The organism is Curtobacterium aurantiacum (genome assembly GCF_018598555.1).
Taxonomy (GTDB): domain Bacteria; phylum Actinomycetota; class Actinomycetes; order Actinomycetales; family Microbacteriaceae; genus Curtobacterium; species Curtobacterium aurantiacum.
The window spans coordinates 28915-48983 of sequence record NZ_JAHEWN010000014.1 but is presented as its reverse complement, the minus strand read 5'-3'; the positions used below and the strand labels follow the sequence as shown (position 1 = coordinate 48983).

Sequence of the window (20069 nt, the reverse complement as noted above, 5' to 3'; positions counted from 1 at the left end):
GACGATTGTCCCCCCGACCACCGGCAAGACCGAAACCGACGCGCTCACGCGATCGGGGGTGTGCGTCAGGAGACCAGCTCGCGCCCCTCGGCGAAGGCGACCAGTTCGTCGACCCCGGCGGGGGAGAGGGCGTAGCCGATGGCGAGGGCGGCGGCTCCCTGCAGCGCGGCGAGCGACCCCGCGCGGGACTGCACGATCACGAGGTGCTCGCTGGCCAGCGGCATCGAGCGCGAGTAGACGACCTCGCGGACACCGGCGAGCAGGTGCTCCCCGGCCTGCGTGATCGAGCCGCCGAGTGCGATGACGGACGGGTTGATGAGCGAGATGCAGGTGGCCAGGACCTCGCCGATGTCGCGGCCGGCCTGTCGGACGGCGTAGATCGCGTCGAGGTCGGACCGGTTCACCAGGTCGATCACGTCCGCGCCGGTGTGCGCGTCGTGCCCCTTCGCGCGGAGTGCGCGGGCGATGGCCGGACCGGAGGCCACGGCCTCGAGGCAGCCCGTGTTGCCGCAGTGGCAGGGGACGTCGCCGGCGCGGGAGACCCGCACGTGGCCGATGTCACCAGCGGTGCCCTGGGCACCGCGCTGCAGCCGGCCCTCGGAGACGATGCCCGACCCGATGCCGGTGGCGACCTTGACGAAGAGCAGGTGGTCGATGTCGGGCCAGCCGTGCTCCCGCTCACCGAGGGCCGCGATGTTGACGTCGTTGTCGAGCAGCACGTGCGCGGCGATGTGCTGACGGAGCCACGAGGGCACGTCGAAACCGTCCCAGCCGGGCATGATCGGCGGGTTGGCCGGTCGTCCGGTGGAGAACTCGACGGGTCCGGGCACGCCGATGCCGATGGCGATGACGTCCTGGCGGCTGCGCCCGACCTCGGCGAGGAGACCGTCGATCGTCTCGACGAGCCAGGACAGCGTCGGGACCGGGCCGGCGGCGATGTCGATCCGGGCTTCCCGGGTGGCGAGCGGTGCCGCGACCAGGTCGGTGACGGCGACCCGGCCGTGGGAGGCACCGAGGTCGGCGGCGACGACGAGTCGGGCGCGGGGCTTCAGCGCCACCTGTGCGGGTGGACGGCCGCCGGTGGAGACCGCGGTGTCCACGGCGCCGACGAGACCGATGTCGATCAGGGAGTCGAGGCGCACGCCGATGGTGGAGCGTGCGAGTCCTGTCAGGGCGGCGAGCTCGGCCCTGGTGCGCGGCACGCCGTCGCGGAGGATCTGGAAGAGCTCGCTCGTCCCGACCGGAGGCGACGCTGCCGTCCGGTTCAAGTCGACCATGTGGGGAGTGAAGCACACATCCTTCGCGCCACGCAATGAAGTCCGTCGACATTCCTCGGACTTCTGCTTGACCGCCGACAGAAGTGCTCGTAGTGTGACGATCGGTCAGTGACGACCGCACCATCTCGACGAGGAGAACCCCTGGTGACCCAACCGCTCTCGGTCCAGCTCTACACGGTCCGCGATGCCCTCAGTGCTGATCTGCCCGGCACCCTGCAGCGCATCGCCGACATCGGCTACACGAACGTCGAGGCCTTCGGCTTCGTCGAGAACGCCGACGAACTCGCCGCAGCCCTGCAGGGCGCCGGCCTCGCCGCCCCGAGCGGCCACGCCCGTCTGCTGGACGCCGGTGCACAGGACCTCGAGCGCATCTTCCACGCCTCCACCACCCTCGGCTTCGGGACCCTCATCGACCCGCACATCGACGAGGCCCGCTGGACCACTCGCGAGGACGTCGAGGCGATCGCCCGCGAACTCAGCGCCCTCGCCCCGCGCGCCGCCGACCACGGCCTGGTGCTCGGGTACCACAACCACGCGTTCGAGTTCTCGAACCGCATCGACGGCGTCAGCGCCTACGAGGTCTTCGCCGACGCCCTGTCCGACGACGTCGTCCTCGAGCTCGACACCTACTGGGTACAGGTCGGCGGGGACGACCCGGTCGCGGTCATCGGCAAGTACGGCGACAAGGTCCAGTTCCTGCACGTCAAGGACGGTGACGGCTCGCACGACGACAAGCAGCAGGTCGCCGTCGGCAACGGCATCATGCCGATCCGCGACATCATCGCCGCCGCGCCCGACGCACTGCACGTCGTCGAGCTCGACGACCACGAGGGTGACGTGTTCCAGGCCGTCGCCGACTCCTACACGTTCCTCGAGGGGGCCCGCGCATGACCGACACCACGACCGCCGCTGCGACGGCGACCGACAGCGGCACCCGCACCGGCCCGGTCGGCGTCGGCGTCATCGGCGCCGGGGTCATCTCCGACCAGTACCTGTCGAACCTCACCGTCTTCCCCGACGTGACCGTCCGCTTCATCGCCGACATCGACCTGCCGCGCGCCGCCGCCCAGGCCGAGAAGTGGGGCGTCCCCGGATCGGGCACCGTCGAGGAGCTCCTGGCCGATGACGAAATCGAGATCGTCGTGAACCTGACGATCCCGGCCGCCCACGTCGAGGTCGCCCTGCAGGCCCTGGCCGCCGGCAAGCACGTCTGGGGCGAGAAGCCCTACGCCCTCGACCGGGCCAGCGCCGCGGAACTCCGCGACGCCGCGGCCGCCGCGGGCAAGACCGTCAGCGTCGCCCCGGACACGTTCCTCGGTGCCGGCCTGCAGACCGCGCTCCGCACCATCCGCGACGGCCGGATCGGGACACCCCTGAACGGCCTGACGCTCTTCCAGAGCCCCGGCCCCGAGTCGTGGCACCCGAGCCCCGAGTTCCTCTTCGCGTACGGTGCCGGTCCGCTGTTCGACATCGGCCCGTACTACATCACCACCCTCGTCCAGACGTTCGGACCGGTGAAGAAGGTCACGGCGACGGCGTCGAAGTCCCGCGCCACCCGCACCATCGGCTCCGGGCCGAAGGCCGGCACGGACTTCCCGGTCGAGGTGCCGACGAACCACTCCGCGCTGATCGAGTTCGAGAACGGCGGGAGCGCGCAGAGCGTCTTCTCGTTCGAGTCCGACCGCGGTCGCACCGGCTTCGTCGAGATCGCGGGGGAGACCGGCACCGTCGTGTTCCCCGACCCGAACAACTTCGACGGCAACACCGAGCTGTACGCCCTCGGTTCCGAGGAGCCCGAGACGATCCCCGCGGTCGGCTCCACGTACTCGCGCGGCACCGGCGTGGTCGACCTGGCCCGCTCCCTGCGGGCCGGCGACGAGAACCGCGTCCCCGGTGCGCTCGCCTTCCACGTCCTCGACGTGATGGTCTCCATCGCCGAGGCGGCAGAACGTGGCGAGGCGGTGCTCGTCGAGAGCACCGTGTCGCCCTCCCCGACCCTCCCCGAGGGCTGGGACCCCGCGGAGCGCACCCTGGCCTGACCGGCCCGGGCGCCCCCGCACCCACAGCAGCACCCGACCAGCACGACCGTTCCACCGCAGCACCAGCTCCACCTCCTGCACCATCCCTGCACCATCTCAACGACGAGAAAGTAGAGAGTCATGCGCACTGCCATCCGCGCACTGGCCATCACCGCGGCCGCCGCACTCACCGTGTCCGGCCTCGCAGCCTGCTCCTCCGGGTCGTCCGGCGACGCCGGCGACTCCAAGACGCTCACCTACTGGGCGTCCAACCAGGGCACCTCCCTGCAGAACGACAAGGAGGTGCTGACCCCCGTCCTCAAGAAGTTCACCAAGGAGACCGGGATCAAGGTCGACCTCCAGGTCATCGGTTGGAACGACCTGCAGAACAAGATCCAGACCGCCGTCACCTCGGGCCAGGGCCCGGACGTCGTCAACATCGGCAACACCTGGGCGACCTCGCTCCAGGCCACCGGCGCCTTCCAGGAGTTCGGTGACGCCGAGATGAAGGCGATCGGCGGCGAGGACAAGTTCGGCAAGGTCGCCCTCTCCACCGGTGGCGCACCCGGCGAGACGGTCACGAGCGTCCCGCTCTACGGCCTCGCGTACGGCCTGTACTACAACAAGAAGATGCTCGCCGACGCCGGGATCACCCCGCCCACCACGTGGGAGGAGATGGTCGACGCGGCCGAGAAGCTCACCAAGGGCGACACCTACGGCTTCAGCCTCGCCGGCGGTTCGTACACCGAGAACTCGCACTTCGCGTTCATCAACTCGGCGCAGAACGGTGGCGAGTGGTTCGACGAGGACGGCAAGCCGACCTTCACGTCGAAGGCCAACGTCGACGGCATCAAGCGCTACCTCGACCTGATGCAGGACTCCAAGGTCGCGAACCCGTCGAACGCGCAGTACGACAACGCGACGCAGTCCACCACGGACTTCGCGAAGAAGAAGGCCGCGTTCATCCTCAACCAGAACAACGCGAACGCGACCATCGAGTCCCTCGGCATGAAGTCGTCCGAGTACGGCGTCGTCGCCCTGCCCGCCCCGACCGGTGGCGAGGAGATCGCCTCGTTCCCGGCCGGCATCAACCTGTCCGTCTTCAAGAACACGAAGAACAAGGACGGCGCGCTCGAGTTCGTCAAGTACATGACGAGCATGGACACGCAGACGACGCTGGACAAGCCGTACTCGGCTCTGCCGGTCCTCGCCGAGGCTGCTGACTCCGTCGAGGACGAGCAGACGAAGACGTTCCTCGACATCTACAACAACAAGGCGAAGCCGCTCCCGCTTGTGCCTGCCGAGGACCAGTTCGAGTCCACGGTCGGCAAGGCGATGAACGACATGTTCGCCAAGATCGCGACCGGCTCCACCGTCTCCGAGGCCGACATCAAGTCGGCCCTGCAGACGGCCCAGGACCAGGTGTCCCAGGCCGCCGGTTGATCCACCCTGGAGGCCCGGGTCGCGTCCGCAGCGACGCGCCCGGGCCTCCAGCCCCTGTCGCTCCAGAGCCGACCACCCGTCGGCCGTGAGGCGCACGCCCCAGGGCCGACCACCCGTCGGCCGTGAGGCTCCTGCCCCACGCACCCCGCGCCTCCCCCCACGGCCTCGGCCGCCACGCTGCTCCGCAAGCTCCGCACCGCGTCGGAACCGGGCCGCGTGGGCCCAGGCCGCCACGGCCTGCGCGGACCGCACCTGCACGCCCCTCCTGCCGAAAGGCCCCACCAGATGTCCACGACGGTCCTGCCCGACTCGGAGCGCATCGACCCGACGCACACGAAGGCCCCGACGATGTCGGGCCGTCCGCCGGGTCGCAAGCGCAAGATCCACTGGCTGCCCTACGCGCTCGTCGCGCCGGCCATCCTGTTCGAGCTGCTCATCCACATCGTCCCGATGCTCGTCGGCATCTGGATCTCGTTCATCCAGCTCACCAAGTACTTCATCGCAAACTGGGGTGCCGCGCCCTTCGCCGGCTTCCGCAACTACCAGGTCGCCGTCGACTTCGACCAGGCGATCGGCCGCGGGGTCCTCAACTCGTTCCTCATCACCTGCGCCTTCACGGTCCTCGTGGTCGGGCTCTCGTGGACCTTCGGCATGGCGGCAGCCGTCGCGCTGCAGAAGCCGTTCGCGGGTCGCGGGCTCTTCCGCACCCTGTTCCTCGTGCCGTACGCGCTGCCGATGTACGCCGGCGTGATCACCTGGAAGTTCATGTTCCAGCGTGACTCCGGAGCGCTGAACCACCTCCTGGTCGACCAACTCGGCCTGTTCGGTGGGGAGGCCCCGTTCTGGCTCATCGGCAACAACGCCTTCGTCGCCGTCGTCGTCGTGGCGATCTGGAAGACCTGGCCGTTCGCGTTCCTGATGCTCATGGCCGGTCTGCAGTCCGTGCCGAACGACGTCTACGAGGCCGCCTCGGTCGACGGCGCCAAGCCGTTCCGCCAGTGGCGCTCGATCACGCTGCCGATGGTCCGCCCGGTCAACGTGACGCTCGTGCTCGTGATGTTCCTCTGGACGTTCAACGACTTCAACACGCCGTTCGTCCTGTTCGGCTCGACCGCCCAGCCGCCCGCCGCGGACCTGCTGAGCTTCCACATCTACAACGCGTCGTTCATCACCTGGAACTTCGGTTCCGGCGCCGCGATGAGCGTCCTGCTCCTGCTCTTCCTGCTCGTCGTCACCGGCATCTACCTCGCCGTGACCAACCGGAGGTCCGTCCGTGCGTGAGACAACTGGCGCCAAGTCCTTCAAGATCATCACCCTGGTCGTCCTGACCCTGTTCACGGTCGTGCCGCTGTACGTGATGATCACCACGGCCATGAAGCCGCTCGGCGACGTGCAGGACAACTTCACGTGGATCCCGTCGACCATCACCTTCCAGCCGTTCATCGACATGTGGTCGACCGTGCCGCTCGGCCGGTACTTCATCAACTCGCTCGTGGTCTGCACCGTGGCGACGGTGTTCTCGCTGATCATCGCGACGTTCGCCGCCTACGGTGTCTCGCGCTGGAACTTCAAGGGCAAGAGCACCTTCACCACCGCGGTGCTCTCCACGCAGATGTTCCCCGGCGTGCTGTTCCTGCTCCCGCTGTTCCTGATCTTCACGAACCTCGGCAACACCCTGGGCATCCAGCTCGTCGGGTCGTGGCTCGGCCTGATCATCACGTACCTGACGTTCACGCTGCCGTTCTCGATCTGGATGCTCGCCGGCTACTTCGAGACCATCCCGCGTGAGCTCGACGAGGCTGCGATGGTCGACGGTTCCGGTCCGATGGGTGCCCTGTTCCGGGTCATCCTGCCGTCGGCCCGTCCGGGTCTGGTGGCGGTCGGGATCTACTCGTTCATGACGGCCTGGGGTGAGGTCCTCTTCGCCTCGGTCATGACGAACGGCCTCGGTTCGACCCTGGCGGTCGGTCTGCAGCAGTACTCGACGCAGACGAACGTGTACTGGAACCAGGTGATGGCGGCGTCGCTCGTCGTGTCGATCCCGGTCGTGGCCGCGTTCCTCGTGGTCCAGCGCCAGTTCGTCGCCGGTCTGACCGCGGGCGCCGTGAAGTAGGCGTTCGTCCCTTCCGCAAAGCCTGTCCGCAAGACACCGGTGTTCGTGCTCGACACCCCCGCATCACGCGGTGCGCAGCGCGAACACCGGTGTTTTGCCGTCTCCCCACCCACCCGACCACCCGACCGACAGGATGAGACCATGAGCGACGAGACCCGTGGGCGGCAGCTGCTGCCCGGACAGACCAGCCGCGTGCACGTCTACGACGTCGAGACCCGCACGCCGCGGCTCGTGTTCGAGTCAGCCACGGTGCTCGTCGAGGCACCGAACGTCCTCGACGCCGACACCCTGGTGCTCAACGGCGACGGCGACCTCTGGCTGCTGCGGCTGCCGTCGGCCGACAGCGACACCGTCCTCGACGAGACAGCGCTCGTGCGGGTGCCGATGGCCGGCGTCGACGAGATCAACAACGACCACGTGCTCGACCCCTCGGGCACCTCGATCGTGGTGAGCGCCCGCGACGGTGAGCTGTACCGGGTCCCGCTGCCCGACGGGGGATCGGCGGTCCGGATCACCGACGTCGAAGCGGCCCTGCCGACCAAGCGGAAGTTCTACCTGCACGGCATCGCCCCCGACGGCAGTGCCCTCGCGGCGATCGTCGGTGAGCTGTCCGAGGACGGCGTCTGGACCACCGACGTCGCGATGGTCGACCCGGAGACCGGGCAACCGACGTTCGTGACGCGCGACGGGCACCCCGACGACGGTTGCACGATCAGCCCGGCCGGCGGGATCCTGCTCTGGAACACCGAGCGGTTCACCCCCGGCACCGCCCAGCTGGCCGTCCGCTGGCCGGGGCACGACAGCCCGGTCCGCCTGACGAACGACGACCGGGTGAACTGGTTCCCGCACCTGTCCCCGGACGGCGCGCACCTGCTCTACCTGTCGTACGAGCCCGGGGTGCAGGGCCACCCGGCCGACCACCGCGTCGAGCTCCGGCTGCTGCCCGGCTCGCTCGTCCGGGGCGCCCGGATCGCGGTCCAGCCGGAGACCCTCGTGGTACTCGACGGCGGGCAGGGGACGGTCAACGTGCCGCCGTGGGCGCCGGACTCGACCTGGTTCGCGTACTGCGACTACCCGGTGGCGGGGTAGCGGCGGCGTCTGCGGCGCCGGGCCGCCGGCGGCTGCGGCGCCGGGCCGGCGGCGTCCTCACGCGCTGAGCGACAGTCCACGCGCCGCCGGACGCGTGGACTGTCGCTCAGCGCGAAACGCGGGCGGACGCCCCGCCCCGCCCGCCCCCGTCAGACCTCGCGCACCTGCCCCTGCTTGATGTGCAGGCGCCGCTCGGCGCGCTTCGCGACCCACGAGTCGTGCGTGACGATGACGACGGTCAGACCGCGTTCCTTCCACTGCTTCTCGATGAGCCCCATGATCTCGTCGCGGGTCGCCTCGTCGAGCGCCCCCGTCGGCTCGTCGGCGAGCAGCACGCTCGGGTTCTTCACCAGGGCGCGGGCGATCGCCACGCGCTGCTGCTGCCCGCCGGAGAGCTCGGCCGGTAGGTGGTCCATCCGCTCGCCCAGCCCGACCTCGCGCAGAGCCGCGACGGCACGCTCGCGGACCTCGCCCCGGGACCGGTTCGCGAGCGACCCCGCGAACGCCGTCTCGACGTTCTCGAGCGCCGTCAGCGTCGGGATCAGGTTGAAGCTCTGGAACACGAAGCCGATCTCGGTCGCCCGCAGGTCGGTCAGGGCGGCGTCGCCGAGCTTCGCCACGTCGCGGTCGCCACCGAGGTGGATCGAGCCGGCGCTCGGCCGGTCGAGTGCCCCGAGCATCTGCAGCAGCGTCGACTTCCCGCCGCCGGTCGGCCCCTGCACGGCCACGAGCTGCCCCTGCGGGATCGTCAGGTGCACGTTCGTCAGGGCGGTGACGGTCCGGTTCTTCTGCTTGTAGGTCTTGCTGACGTTCGTCAGCCGGTACATCGGACTGGAGGCGCGGCTCGCCTCCGCCTCGCCGGTCACGGTGTCGGTGCTGGTCACGGTTGCTCCTGTCGTCGGTTCGGTCGTGTCGGTGCGGCCGGGCATCAGGCCACGCTCCGGAGCGCCTCGGCCGGACGGAGCCGGCTCGCGCGCCAGCCGCCGAGTGCGCCGGCGATGAGGCCGCCGAGGATCGCGAGGCCGATCGCCAGCAGGATGATCTCGACGGTCACCGGGGCGTGCAGGACCACGTCCGTCGTCGACGCGGTGCTCGCGCCACCGCCGAAGCCTCCGGCCGGTGCGCCGCCCGTCGTGCCGCTGCCCGCGGCCGCGGTCGCTGCGCCGCCGGGCATGCCACCGCCGCCACCGGCGCCCCCGCCCGTCGTGCTCGAGGCGCTCGCCGAGATCGTCGGACTGATGACGTTCACGACGAGGATGCCGATCAGGCCGGCCGCGGCACCGAGCACGCCGCCGATCAGGCCCTGCACCAGGGACTCACCGGCCACCTGTCGGGTGATGCGGCCGTTCGACCAGCCGATCGCCTTCAGGGTCCCGAACTCACGGGTGCGGCGGGTCACGCCGGAGATCGTGAAGAGGATCGCGATGAGGAACGCCGCGGCGAGCACGACGATCGACAGCCACTTGCCGAGGTTCGAGACCAGGCTCGACGCCGTGCTGAGCGACCCGGACACGCTCGAGGCCAGGTCGGCCTCGGTGGAGACGGTGGCGCTCGTCAGCTTCGACTGCAGTGCGGACTTGATCGCGCTGACGTCGGACGAGGACTCGGCTGAGACGGAGATCGAGGTGACCTTGCCGTCGAGGTCGGCCAGCGCCTGCGCGGTGTCGAGCGGGATGTAGGTGTTCGAGCCCGTGGTCGAGGCCGAGCCGGTGGAGCTCACGATGCCGATGACGGTGAAGTCGGTGCCGCCGATGTCGACGGTGTCACCGACCGCCTCGGACTCGCTCTTCGCGTACGACGCATCGAGCACGACGACGTCCTTGCCCGCGTCCTCCGCGGCGAAGGTGCGCCCCTTCGTGAGCTCGGTGCTCGTGAGCGGACCGACCGTCGCGCCGGACACCGGGATGCCGGTCACCGTGAACGAGTCGACGCTGAACGACCCGCCGCCGAAACCGCCGCCACCGCCGGTGTCCCCGCTCGGCGGGCCCTGCTGGGTCGTGCTGTCGCTGCTGGAGTCGCTGCTGCTGTCCGTGCTGCTGTCGTCGGTCGACTGCTGCTGGACCTGACCGGAGAACGTGCTGTTCTCGAGGGTCAGCACACCCGTCGCGGCCTCGACGCCGTCGGTGCTCGTGATCGTGGACAGGTTCGCGGCGTTCAGGGTGCTCGTGCCGCGGGCGACCGCGAGCCGCGACTGCGACAGATCGGTCGAGCCGCTGTCGTCGTCGCTGTCGCCCTGGCTGCCGAAGTCGAAGCTCGGACGCCCGCCGTTCGTCGACGCCGTCGCGGTCTTGGTGACGGTGATGTCGGTGCCGACGCCGTACACGGACTGCAGGACGCTCTTCTGGGCGGCCTGCACGCCACCCGAGATCGACGACACGATCACCACGAGGGCGATGGCCAACGCCATCCCGATCGCGATGATGACCGTCTGCTTCTTGCGGTTCGTGAGTTCGCGCCTGAGGTAGGTCAGGAACATGGTTCTCCTCGGTGGTGGCCGGCTGGGGTCACCGGCCGCGCAGAGCACGCGGCGGGGCCGACGCAGGAGAACCTAGGCAGGCTGTCGATGACCTGCCCATCGCGGGCCTATGAACCCGCCAAGGGTGGATCAGCCGGCGGTGCCGTACCCCTGGCGCAGGTGTTCCGCGTACCCGCCGGGGGTCCGTCCGGCGAAGCGCCCGCTCGTCACCACGGGCAGGTCGACGGTCGCGTCCACCCGGAACCCGAGTGCCCGCGCCCGGGCGACGAGTCGGGCGTCCTCGTGCTCGGGCACCGGATCGAACCCACCGAGCGTGACGTACGCCGCGGCGAGGACACCGAGGTTCGCCCCGTGCACGTGCCCGAGGGCGGCGCCGGGAGGGTGCGCCCGCGTCCACCGGTCGAGCACGGCGGGCGCCAGGTCTTCCGGGTCGGGGACGACGGCGCCGACCAGGACCTGGGCTCCGGAGGACAGGGCGTCCGCCTGCTGCACGAGCCACCGGACGGGCACCCGCGAATCGGCGTCGGTGTGGGCGAGCCACCGCTCCGCCGGGTCACCGGGGTGCTCGCGGAGCGCGTGCGACGCCCCGATGGTCCGCGCCCGACCGACACCGACCCGGTCCGTGCTGAGGACGTCGACCGGGTACCGCTCGACCACGGCGGCGGTGCCGTCCGTGCAGCCGTCGAGCACCACCGTGACGGCGGCGTCGACCCCGGGCCGCTCCGTGCCGAGCCGATCGACGGCCACCAGGAGCGCGTCGAGGCACGCGGCGATCCGGTCCGCCTCGTCGTGCGCGGGGACCACCACGTCGATGCGCGCCCGTCGTCGGGGTCCGGTCACCGGATGATCCCCTCGGCCCGGGCCACCGAGGTGACCGCGGGGCCGGGCAGGACGCTCAGGACGAAGTCCTCCTCCACGTGCCGGAGCAGCGCGGGACGCGGCCACCGCTCGGTCAACCGTGCGTCCACCGCGTCGCCGCCCGAGACCGCCTCGTCGTCGGGGTGCCGCCAGTGACAGGCCACGAGCACGCCGTCGTCGTCGAGCGACCCGAGCACCCGGTCGATCGTCGCGTCGAGGTCGGCGGGCGACAGGTAGTACCCGACCTCGGACATCACCACCAGGTCCCAGCGCCCGTCCGGCCACTCCGACGGCAGGGCAGCCTGCACGAACCGCGCGGTCGGCGCACGACGGGCAGCGCGTTCCAGCGGTGCCGCCGCGATGTCGGTGCCGAGCACGGCGTCCGCGCGGTCGGCGAGGGCGGCCGTGAGGACGCCGGTCGCGCACCCGAGCTCGAGCGCGGACCGGAAGCGCGGGCGGGGGAGCGCGGCCAGGGTCACCGCACGCTTGCGCTGCTCGTACCAGGACCCGTCGAAGTCCCACCCCTCGGGCTTCCGGTCGTAGTGGGCGTCGAAGGACGCGCGCGACCGCGACGCCGTGGTCTCCGGCACGAAGAACCACTCCGTCGTCCGCAGGTGGTGGGCGGCGTGCCGGTCGTCGACGATCGCCTCGTTCCCGACCGCCGGGGAGAGCGGCTGGGTCTGCGACGGGTAGGCGTCGAGCGCTGCACGCTTCCGGGCGACGAGCGCGTCGGGCAGCGGCAGCGTCCGGGCCCGGTCCCACGGTGCGACGGACGCGTCCGGGTCGTCCCAGTGCCAGGCCCAGATCGGGTACGCGAGCAGGGTGACGTCGGTCGCGCTCGCCGCGGCGGCCTCGGCCACCTCGCCGGCGATGCGGTGGTCGCGGTGGCCGTCCCCGCGCCAGGGTGCGACCAGCAGCGCGGGCCGTGCGGCCGCGGCGAGCACGTCGTCGAGGGCGGCGGTCACCTCGGCGCGGTGCTCCCGGGTCGCTCCGTCGGGGATCCGCGACGAGGTCGAGGTCGCGTCGGGGTGCAGGGCTCCCAGAGCCGCCACGAACTCGTCGTCGCGGGTGGCGGCGAGCCGCTCCGGTGTCGTCGTGGGCGAGTCCGGGTGGGAGCGCTCGCCGCGCGTGAGGAGCAGCACGTGCACGGCGATCCCGGCCTGGGCAGCGGCCGCGATCAGGCCACCGGCTCCGAGGGTCTCGTCGTCGGGGTGCGGTGCGACGACCACCACGGACCCGGTACCGGCCAGGTCGATCGTCGGGGCGTCCACCCGGTCGAGGAACGTCGTCCACGCCGCCGGGTTGGTGCCCGGTTCGCGGTGGTCGAAGTTCACCACGCGACACCGCCGCGCTCGAGCACCATCCGGCCGATGCGGGCGAGGTCCCGCTGTCCGTGGTCCTGCAGGACGTAGAGCTCGAGGTCGGCGACCCGCGCGGCGACGGCCTGGTCGGAGGTCAGCGGCGCCGGGCCGACCGACGCGACCACCCGCTCACGCACGGCGTCGACCGAGCGACGGACCCGCGACCGGACCATCTGGGCGAGCAGCTTCCAGTCGGTGTCGTCGGCAGCAGGAACCGAGACGTCGATGCGGGCGGCGGCGTCCGCGAGGGCGTCCTCGGCGTCGGCGAGGTCGGCCACGGTGGCGCCGAGGGCCGCCTGCAGCAGTTCGGACTCCGGGCGGTCGGCGGCGAGGTCGCGCAGGACCCGTCCGAGCCCGACCGCGCCGCCCCACCAGCAAGCCGCGACACCGATGCCGCCCCAGGCGAAGCCCGGACGCCGGAGGTACCACCCGGGTGCCCCGACCGGCCAGGCGCGCGCCCCGGCGAAGTCCACCGGGCCGCTCGGCACGTCCGGCATCCCGCGCGCGACCCACGCCTCGTCGTGCACGATGACGCCGTCCTGCCGCAGGTCCACCGCGAACAGCTGCCGGTCGTCGCCGGCGTGTGCGGTGACGAGCGCGTGCGACAGCGTCGACGCCAGGGAGCACCACGGCTTCGTGCCGCGCAGCAGGACCGTGCCGTCGTCCTGTGCGCCGGCGTCGAGGCGCAACCCGGGCCCCTCGGCCGCGAAGACCCCCCAGGTCGAGTCGGCCGGGACCTCCGCGCCGGCCTGGGCGAGGATCCCGAGGGCGTCGAGGTGCGGCTCCAGGGTGCGAGCGGTGGCGACGTCCGCCGCCGCGACGGCGGCGAGCGTTGCGAAGTACGAGCCGGCCGTGCCGGCGGACAGGGGCTGGGTGGTGGCCGCGACCGTCCGCGCGACGGCGAGCCGGTCCGTCGGGGTCGAGCCGGGCCTCCCGGTCGTCCGTTCGATCCGCGCGGTGTCGAGGTGCCGGGCCGACGAGGGCCAGGCTGCAGATCGCAACATGCTGCCAACCTACGGAGCGGCGGACGAGGACGTGTCCTCGATCCACAGAACGCACTGGGCCGCTCCACAGACGCCTCATAGGAATCTCTCGATACTCGAAGACGTGACCATCTCCCAGCCTGCAGCAGCCCCGCGCCTCACGCGTGCCGACGGAACCCCGTTGCGCATCCTCGTCGTCGACGACGAAGCCAGCCTCACCGACCTGTTGTCCATGGCGCTCCGGTACGAGGGCTGGGACGTCAAGAGTGCGAACGGCGGACAGGACGCCCTGTCGACGGCGCGGGAGTTCAAGCCGGACGCGATGGTGCTCGACGTGATGATGCCGGACCTCGACGGCCTGCAGGTGCTGAGCCGGTTGCGGCAGAACAACGACGACACCCCGGTGCTCTTCCTCACCGCGAAGGACAGCGTCGAGGACCGCGTCACCGGGCTCACCGCCGGCGGCGACGACTACGTCACGAAGCCGTTCTCCCTCGAAGAGGTGGTGGCGCGTCTGCGCGGACTCATCCGCCGCTCGCAGATCTCGATCTCCGAGGCCGGCGACTCCCGCATCGTCGTGGGCGACCTGGTGCTCGACGAGGAGTCGTACGAGGTCTCCCGGGCCGGACGCCCGATCGAGCTCACCGCCACCGAGTTCGAACTGCTGCGCTTCCTGATGCGCAACCCCCGCCGCGTGCTCTCGAAGGCGCAGATCCTGGACCGCGTCTGGTCGTACGACTTCGGCGGCAAGTCGTCGGTCGTCGAGATCTACATCTCCTACCTGCGCAAGAAGATCGACGCGGGCGAGACCCCGATGATCCACACCGTGCGCGGCGTCGGGTACGTCATCAAGCCGACCTCGTGACCCTGCGGCGCCGGCTCGTCCTGAGCATCGTCGCCCTCGTCGTCGCCGTGAGTGCGGTGATCGGGGCGGGCAGCATCATCGCGCTGTTCTCGATCCAGCGCTCCGCGATCGACGAACAGCTGCAGTTCGCCACGGACCGCGCCCAGCGATCCGTCGAGCAGCAGGGCGGGAACGGGCCCGGCCTCGACATCGGTCGTCCGTCCGGACAGGCGTCCGGCACCCTGACCGTCTACTTCCTCAACGGGGACGTCGTCGTCGGCAGCGTGCTCGACAACGCCGGGGGGATCGAGCGCCTCTCCGGATCGGTGGTCGCACCGCTCGGCGGCGTGCAGGTCGACAAGCAGCCGCACACGGTCGACCTCGGCGGCGACCTCGGTCGCTACCGGGTGACCGCAGCGACCGTCGGACCCGCGGTGCTCGTTGTGGGGCTCCCGATGGCACCGGTGTACGAGAGCGTCTGGAAGCTCCTCGGGGTGGTGCTCGTCGTCACCGCGCTCGCGCTCCTGGCAGCATCGCTCGTCGCCGCCCTGGTGGTCCGCCGCTCCCTGCGACCGCTCGACCGCGTCGCCGAGACCGCGTCCACCGTCGCGCGGATGCCCCTCGACCGCAGCGACGCACTCGACGGCGTCCGCGTCCCCGACACCGACCCCCGCACCGAGGTCGGACGGGTGGGCAGCGCCTTCAACCGGATGCTCGGGCACATCAGCGGCGCGATGCAGGCCCGCGAACGCTCCGAGCAGAAGGTGCGGCAGTTCGTCGCCGACGCCTCGCACGAGCTCCGCACCCCGCTCGCCTCGGTGCGCGGGTACGCCGAACTCACCCGGCGCATGGGCGCCGATCTGCCGCAGGACGTCGTCTACGCGATGAGCCGCATCGAGTCAGAGTCCATCCGGATGACCTCGATGGTCGAGGACCTGCTGCTCCTCGCCCGGCTCGACGAGGGCCGCGAGATCCAGTTCGCCGACGTCGACCTCACCGGCCTGGTGCTCGACGCGGTCAACGACGCGCACGCCGCTTCGCCCGACCACGTCATCGAGGTCGACGTCCCGCCGGAGCCGGTGACGGTCACGGGTGACGCCGCGCGGCTGCACCAGGTCATCGTGAACCTCGTCACGAACGCCCGGACCCACACGCCCGAGGGCACCCGCATCACGGTCGGCCTCACCCCTGTCGCCGACGGTGTGGACCTGACCGTGCGCGACACCGGGCAGGGGATCGACCCGGAGTTCCTGCCGAAGCTGTTCGAGCGGTTCGCCCGGGCCGACAGCTCGCGCTCGCGTTCGGTCGGGTCGACCGGGCTCGGGCTCGCGATCGTGGACGCGGTCGTGCAGGCCCACGGCGGCAGGGTCGAGGTCACGAGCGAGCCGGGGGACACCGTGTTCACGGTGCACCTGCCGCGCGACCCGGCTGCGGCCGCCGCAGCCGCAGCCGCGGCTGGGTCCGCTGGGGCCGCGGGCTCCGCGGGGTCCGATGGTTCCGCTGGGTCCGCGGACTGGTCCGCGACGCCCGCTGCGGTGGACCCGGCCCACTAGCGGTCTGGAGGCGCGGGGCGGGGCCGCCCCGCGCCTCCAGTCCGGTGTTTGGTCACGCCCACGGCGTCTGGTACAGTTCTCGAAGCCAAAGACCGCCGGATGTCGTGCTGCTCGCAACGTGTTTGTGAACATCGTGACCGAAGGTCCTCACTCGTGAGGCATCCCGCGCAGGTGTTCCGAACCACTCCGCCCGTTCTCGGGGGAGCAGCTCCGAGCCTCTGCGCCGGAGCTTTTTTCGTTCGTGGACCTGGGGCTGCCGGCAAGACCCCCAAGGAGAACCATGGCGAACAAGGAAGCTGCGGTCGCCGAGCTCACGGAGTCCTTCCGTAGCTCGAACGCCGTTCTGCTCACCGAGTACCGCGGTCTCACGGTCGCGCAGCTCAAGGAGCTCCGCAACTCGATCCGTGAGCACGCCACGTACGCCGTGGTGAAGAACACGCTGACCAAGATCGCGGCGAACAACGCCGGTATCTCGTCGTTCGACGACGAGCTCGCCGGTCCGTCCGCTCTCGCCTTCGTCCACGGTGACACCGTCGCCGTCGCGAAGTCGCTGCGTGCATTCGCCAAGGCGAACCCCGAGCTCGTGGTGAAGGGTGGTTACTTCGACGGTAACCCGCTCTCCGCGACCGAGGTGGACAAGCTCGCCGACCTCGAGTCCCGTGAAGTGCTGCTCGGCAAGCTCGCCGGCGCACTCAAGGCCTCGCTGTTCGGTGCTGCGTACCTGTTCCAGGCACCCCTCTCGCAGGCCGTCCGCACCGTGGACGCCCTTCGCGAGAAGCAGGAGTCCGCGGCCTGACCAGGCACGCGTTCATCAACCACACGTACTAGCTAGTAGTAGGAGAAAATCATGGCGAAGCTTTCGCAGGACGAGCTCATCGAGGCCTTCAAGGAGCTCACGCTCATCGAGCTCTCGGACTTCGTGAAGAAGTTCGAAGAGGTCTTCGAGGTCACCGCTGCTGCCCCGGCCGCTGCTGCCGCTCCGGCCGCCGCTGCCCCGGCCGAGGCCGCTGAGGAGAAGACCGAGTTCGACGTCATCCTCAAGTCCGCTGGTGACAAGAAGATCCAGGTCATCAAGGAGGTCCGTGGCCTGACGTCGCTCGGCCTCGGTGAGGCCAAGGCGCTCGTCGAGACCGCCGACGCCAAGATCCTCGAGGGTGTCAACAAGGAGACCGCCGACAAGGCCAAGGCCACCCTTGAGGGTGCCGGCGCCACGATCGAGCTCGCGTAGTCTCGACCGTTTCGGTCACGAAGGCCGCTGCCCCTCGGGGTGGCGGCCTTCGTCGTGTGCTGGGCGGAGGCACGGGTTTGGCGCGCGGCGGGGGTGTTTCGCGCTGAGCGACACTTCACGCGCGCTCCCGCCCGTGAGGTGTCGGTCACCGCGTGAACTCGCACTGGTCAGACGAGGATGCCGTGGGAGCGGAAGAGCGCGAGGAGGCGGTCGGGCTCGACGAGGTGCCACCAGGTCACGCGGATGACGGCCCTGACGACGGCGAGTGTGCGGAGCCGGTCCTCGCGACGCTTCTCCGCCCAGAGGACGTCAGCGGGGTCACGACCCTGCAGCATCGACGGGTCGACGTACTTCTGCCTGCCGTCGAACTCCACGACGACGCCGAGCGACGGGAACCAGAAGTCGACGCGGTCAACCGTGCCGTCTCGGTGTCGGAACTCGACCTGCGGCTCGCACCGGGGGAGTCCGAGCTGTACGAACCGGATCGCGGCGAACGATTCGCCGACGGACTCGTGCCGTGCATCGAGCGCCGAGATGACCGTCTCGGCGCGCACCGAACCCCGTGCAGGGCGGACGGGGACCGCGCCGCGGAGGTCGTCCAGCGCGACCGTCCCCTGACGGATCGCCGCGTCGACGGGCACGGCGGCAGCGTGGGGTGACCCTGTCGTGATGAGCGCCGTCGCGGTGTCGAGCGGAGCCGTGACCGGAACGCCGTCGAAGGCGACGGCGGCGGTGCGCGGTGGCACGCTGTTCGGATGCCGGACGAGACCGGCTCGGTGCTGGATGACCGGGACAGCGGGGTCGACCACATGGACGCGATCCGGTGCGTTCTCGACCAGCGGCCAGCCGTGGATCAGCGCGGCAGTGACGTGGGAGAACACCGAACCGGCACGGAGCCGCGGCGCGATCGCCCGTGCGCGGGTCAGATGCCGGCCGGCGGAGCTCAGCGCTTCCCACTCCTCCGCCGCGATGTACACGCCCGCGAGCAGGCGGACCAACGCACCCGAGGAGTGCTGGCGCTGCAGGAGTCTCGCGTGGGCGGGGTCCTGCGTGGTCGCGCGGAGCAGGTGCGAGCGGTGGGTGCTCTCGTTCATGCCGTGATGCTCGTCGTCATCGCTTGTCACCGGTGGTCCCGGACGACATGTGTGGACGACTGGTCTCGACGTGGCAGCTGTGGAGGGAGGGACCACGGAACGAGTTCACGGGCTCACCGACAGCTCACGGGCCGCGGCGCGCGTGAAGTGTCGGTGAGTCCGTGAAGTCCGGCGCGGGCGGGCCCGGCGGGCGTCAGCGCAGGGTGCTGTGGCGGCGGCCGTAGGCCAGGTAGAGCAGGGCGCCGGCGACCATCCAGATGCCGAAGGCGATCCAGGTGGTGGCGCCGAGGAACACCGCGAGGAGGACGCAGCTCAGGGCGCCGAGGATCGGCACGACGGGGAACAGCGGCACGCGGTAGGAGCGCTCGAGGTCGGGCTGCGAGCGCCGGAGCACGATGACGGACACGTTCACCAGGGCGAAGGCGACGAGGGTGCCGATGCTCGTGGCGTCGGCGAGCTCCCCGAGGGGCACGAGTGCAGCGACGATCGTCACGAGGATCCCGACGATGAGGGTGTTCGCGATCGGGGTGCCGGTGCGTCGGGAGACCCGGCCGAAGACCTTCGGCACCAGGCCGTCGCGGGACATCGTGAGGAGGATGCGGGTCTGGCCGTACAGGACGGTGAGGACGACACTGGCGATGGCCACGACGGCCCCGATGGAGAACACGAGGGCGACGAGCGGCTGCCCCGTGACGTCGACGACGATGCGGACGAGCGAAGCCTCGGACGACGAGAACGCCGTCCACGAGCGGGCACCGATGGCGGCGATCGCCACCAGGATGTACAGCGCGGTGATGAGGGCGATGGAGCCGATGATCGCGCGGGGGAGGTCGCGGCGGGGGTTCTTCGCCTCTTCTCCGGCGGTGGAGGCGGCGTCGAACCCGATGTACGAGAAGAACAGGCGGGAGGCTGCGGCGGTGACGCCGGCGGCACCCATCGGGGCGAGCGGCTCGAAGTTCCGCGCCTGGAACGCCGTGAAGGCCACGACGACGAAGAAGACGAGCAGGGCGATCTTCACGATCACCATGACCGTGTTCACCCAGGCGCTCTCGCGGGCGCCTGGCAGCAGCACGACGGTGGCGAGCAGGACCAGGACCGCCGCGGGCAGGTTGACCACGCCGCCGTCGACCGGGGGAGCGGAGAGTGCGGTGGGCAGGTGCAACCCGAACACGCGGAGGGTCTCGTCGACGTACTCGCTCGCGCCGACGGCGACCGCGGCCACCGAGACGGCGTACTCGAGCACGAGGCACCAGCCGCAGATCCAGGCGATGCCCTCGCCCATCGTGGCGTAGGTGTAGGAGTAGCTGGACCCCGAGGTCGGGACGGCGCCGGCCATCTCGGCGTAGGACAGCGCGGACAGCAGCGCGGCGATCCCCGCGACGACGAACGAGATCCAGACGGCCGGACCGGCGAGCGGGACCGCGGTGCCGAGGACGACCAGGATGCCGGTGCCGAGCGTGGCCCCGACGCTGATCATCGTCAGCTGCCAGACCCCGAGCGACCGACGGAGCGGTTCCCCGTTCACACCGCGGGAGGCTTCGGCCTGCAGCTGCTCGATCGGCTTGCGGCGGGCGAGCTGGGCCCCCAGGGACGTGGGACGTGACGGCGCGGACGACATGGGACCTCGGTGGTGCGGGGACGGGGACGGCACATGCTCGCACGCCCCCTGAACGGGGTCAAATACTGCGGTGCTGTGGACAGGGCGGTCGATGTCCGAGCGCGGGGCTACGGT

The 20069-nt window shown here is 70.8% G+C and carries 18 protein-coding genes; 10 read left to right on the top strand and 8 right to left on the bottom strand.

The annotated features are described in order from the left end of the window. Window positions 1-65: 65 nt before the first annotated feature. On the bottom strand, window positions 66-1277 hold the full coding sequence (locus KK087_RS12815) for an ROK family transcriptional regulator (RefSeq protein ID WP_214529549.1): 1212 nt from the start codon (window positions 1275-1277) through the stop codon (window positions 66-68). Between the two features lie 144 nt (window positions 1278-1421). On the opposite strand from KK087_RS12815, the gene KK087_RS12810 reads away from it, so the two are divergent. The 6 genes from KK087_RS12810 (at window position 1422) to KK087_RS12785 (ending at window position 7940) form a co-directional block, all read left to right on the top strand. After that, window positions 1422-2168 (top strand): sugar phosphate isomerase/epimerase family protein, encoded by a 747-nt coding sequence (locus tag KK087_RS12810; RefSeq protein WP_214529548.1) that lies wholly within the window; start codon window positions 1422-1424, stop codon window positions 2166-2168. Further along, a complete protein-coding gene (locus KK087_RS12805) occupies window positions 2165-3316 on the top strand; it encodes a Gfo/Idh/MocA family protein (protein ID WP_214565796.1) in 1152 nt (383 codons plus the stop codon). Before KK087_RS12810 ends, KK087_RS12805 begins: the two co-directional genes overlap by 4 nt. A gap of 120 nt (window positions 3317-3436) precedes the next feature. Continuing rightward, window positions 3437-4738, top strand: coding sequence for an ABC transporter substrate-binding protein (locus KK087_RS12800; protein ID WP_214529545.1), 1302 nt, complete (start codon window positions 3437-3439; stop codon window positions 4736-4738). 285 nt (window positions 4739-5023) lie between these two features. Continuing rightward, window positions 5024-6019 carry a carbohydrate ABC transporter permease gene (locus tag KK087_RS12795; RefSeq protein ID WP_214529543.1) on the top strand — a complete coding sequence of 332 codons (996 nt, stop codon included), beginning with the start codon at window positions 5024-5026 and terminating at the stop codon, window positions 6017-6019. Beyond that, on the top strand, window positions 6012-6851 hold the full coding sequence (locus KK087_RS12790; RefSeq protein WP_214529542.1) for a carbohydrate ABC transporter permease: 840 nt from the start codon (window positions 6012-6014) through the stop codon (window positions 6849-6851). Before KK087_RS12795 ends, KK087_RS12790 begins: the two co-directional genes overlap by 8 nt. 141 nt (window positions 6852-6992) lie before the next feature. After that, window positions 6993-7940, top strand: coding sequence for a TolB family protein (locus tag KK087_RS12785; protein ID WP_214565794.1), 948 nt, complete (start codon window positions 6993-6995; stop codon window positions 7938-7940). A 149-nt stretch (window positions 7941-8089) separates the two neighbouring features. Here KK087_RS12785 and KK087_RS12780 read toward each other — a convergent pair whose 3' ends face one another. The 5 genes from KK087_RS12780 to KK087_RS12760 all read right to left on the bottom strand — a co-directional run bounded on the left by KK087_RS12780 (window position 8090) and on the right by KK087_RS12760 (window position 13639). Beyond that, complete coding sequence (locus KK087_RS12780) at window positions 8090-8767, bottom strand: ABC transporter ATP-binding protein (RefSeq protein WP_214565851.1); 678 nt, start codon at window positions 8765-8767, stop codon at window positions 8090-8092. Window positions 8768-8868: 101 nt separating this feature from the next. Further along, the gene (locus tag KK087_RS12775; protein ID WP_214565792.1) at window positions 8869-10416 is read right to left on the bottom strand and encodes an ABC transporter permease; all 1548 of its coding nucleotides are present in this window, start codon (window positions 10414-10416) and stop codon (window positions 8869-8871) included. A gap of 129 nt (window positions 10417-10545) precedes the next feature. After that, window positions 10546-11256 (bottom strand): glycosyltransferase family 2 protein, encoded by a 711-nt coding sequence (locus KK087_RS12770; protein ID WP_214565790.1) that lies wholly within the window; start codon window positions 11254-11256, stop codon window positions 10546-10548. Continuing rightward, window positions 11253-12611 (bottom strand): bifunctional PIG-L family deacetylase/class I SAM-dependent methyltransferase, encoded by a 1359-nt coding sequence (locus tag KK087_RS12765; protein WP_214565788.1) that lies wholly within the window; start codon window positions 12609-12611, stop codon window positions 11253-11255. The genes KK087_RS12770 and KK087_RS12765 overlap by 4 nt, the downstream gene beginning before the upstream one ends. Beyond that, window positions 12605-13639: an acyl-CoA dehydrogenase family protein gene (locus KK087_RS12760; RefSeq protein WP_214565786.1), complete on the bottom strand. Its 1035-nt coding sequence runs from the start codon at window positions 13637-13639 to the stop codon at window positions 12605-12607. Before KK087_RS12760 ends, KK087_RS12765 begins: the two co-directional genes overlap by 7 nt. A 103-nt stretch (window positions 13640-13742) precedes the next feature. On the opposite strand from KK087_RS12760, the gene KK087_RS12755 reads away from it, so the two are divergent. The 4 genes from KK087_RS12755 to rplL all read left to right on the top strand — a co-directional run bounded on the left by KK087_RS12755 (window position 13743) and on the right by rplL (window position 17243). Next, the gene (locus KK087_RS12755; RefSeq protein ID WP_214529531.1) at window positions 13743-14483 is read left to right on the top strand and encodes a response regulator transcription factor; all 741 of its coding nucleotides are present in this window, start codon (window positions 13743-13745) and stop codon (window positions 14481-14483) included. Next, on the top strand, window positions 14480-16015 hold the full coding sequence (locus KK087_RS12750; protein ID WP_214545472.1) for a sensor histidine kinase: 1536 nt from the start codon (window positions 14480-14482) through the stop codon (window positions 16013-16015). The genes KK087_RS12755 and KK087_RS12750 overlap by 4 nt, the downstream gene beginning before the upstream one ends. Window positions 16016-16295: 280 nt before the next feature. Next, window positions 16296-16811: a 50S ribosomal protein L10 gene (rplJ, locus tag KK087_RS12745; RefSeq protein WP_182065696.1), complete on the top strand. Its 516-nt coding sequence runs from the start codon at window positions 16296-16298 to the stop codon at window positions 16809-16811. A 51-nt stretch (window positions 16812-16862) separates the two neighbouring features. Beyond that, window positions 16863-17243: a 50S ribosomal protein L7/L12 gene (gene rplL / locus KK087_RS12740; RefSeq protein ID WP_214529527.1), complete on the top strand. Its 381-nt coding sequence runs from the start codon at window positions 16863-16865 to the stop codon at window positions 17241-17243. Between the two features lie 167 nt (window positions 17244-17410). Here rplL and KK087_RS12735 read toward each other — a convergent pair whose 3' ends face one another. Continuing rightward, window positions 17411-18337: a hypothetical protein gene (locus tag KK087_RS12735; RefSeq protein ID WP_214565783.1), complete on the bottom strand. Its 927-nt coding sequence runs from the start codon at window positions 18335-18337 to the stop codon at window positions 17411-17413. Between the two features lie 193 nt (window positions 18338-18530). Then, window positions 18531-19955, bottom strand: a complete 1425-nt coding sequence (locus KK087_RS12730; protein WP_214565781.1) for an amino acid permease — start codon at window positions 19953-19955, stop codon at window positions 18531-18533. Window positions 19956-20069 lie beyond the last annotated feature (114 nt).

Excerpts from the sequence above, each read along its gene's own strand:
- KK087_RS12815 (WP_214529549.1), bottom strand. The coding sequence starts at position 1,277 with ATGGTCGACTTGAACCGGACGGCAGCGTCGCCTCCGGTCGGGACGAGC.
- KK087_RS12805 (WP_214565796.1), top strand. The coding sequence starts at position 2,165 with ATGACCGACACCACGACCGCCGCTGCGACGGCGACCGACAGCGGCACC.
- KK087_RS12800 (WP_214529545.1), top strand. The coding sequence starts at position 3,437 with ATGCGCACTGCCATCCGCGCACTGGCCATCACCGCGGCCGCCGCACTC.
- KK087_RS12795 (WP_214529543.1), top strand. The coding sequence starts at position 5,024 with ATGTCCACGACGGTCCTGCCCGACTCGGAGCGCATCGACCCGACGCAC.
- KK087_RS12785 (WP_214565794.1), top strand. The coding sequence starts at position 6,993 with ATGAGCGACGAGACCCGTGGGCGGCAGCTGCTGCCCGGACAGACCAGC.
- KK087_RS12780 (WP_214565851.1), bottom strand. The coding sequence starts at position 8,767 with ATGTACCGGCTGACGAACGTCAGCAAGACCTACAAGCAGAAGAACCGG.
- KK087_RS12775 (WP_214565792.1), bottom strand. The coding sequence starts at position 10,416 with ATGTTCCTGACCTACCTCAGGCGCGAACTCACGAACCGCAAGAAGCAG.
- KK087_RS12760 (WP_214565786.1), bottom strand. The coding sequence starts at position 13,639 with ATGTTGCGATCTGCAGCCTGGCCCTCGTCGGCCCGGCACCTCGACACC.
- rplJ (WP_182065696.1), top strand. The coding sequence starts at position 16,296 with ATGGCGAACAAGGAAGCTGCGGTCGCCGAGCTCACGGAGTCCTTCCGT.
- rplL (WP_214529527.1), top strand. The coding sequence starts at position 16,863 with ATGGCGAAGCTTTCGCAGGACGAGCTCATCGAGGCCTTCAAGGAGCTC.
- KK087_RS12735 (WP_214565783.1), bottom strand. The coding sequence starts at position 18,337 with ATGAACGAGAGCACCCACCGCTCGCACCTGCTCCGCGCGACCACGCAG.
- KK087_RS12730 (WP_214565781.1), bottom strand. The coding sequence starts at position 19,955 with ATGTCGTCCGCGCCGTCACGTCCCACGTCCCTGGGGGCCCAGCTCGCC.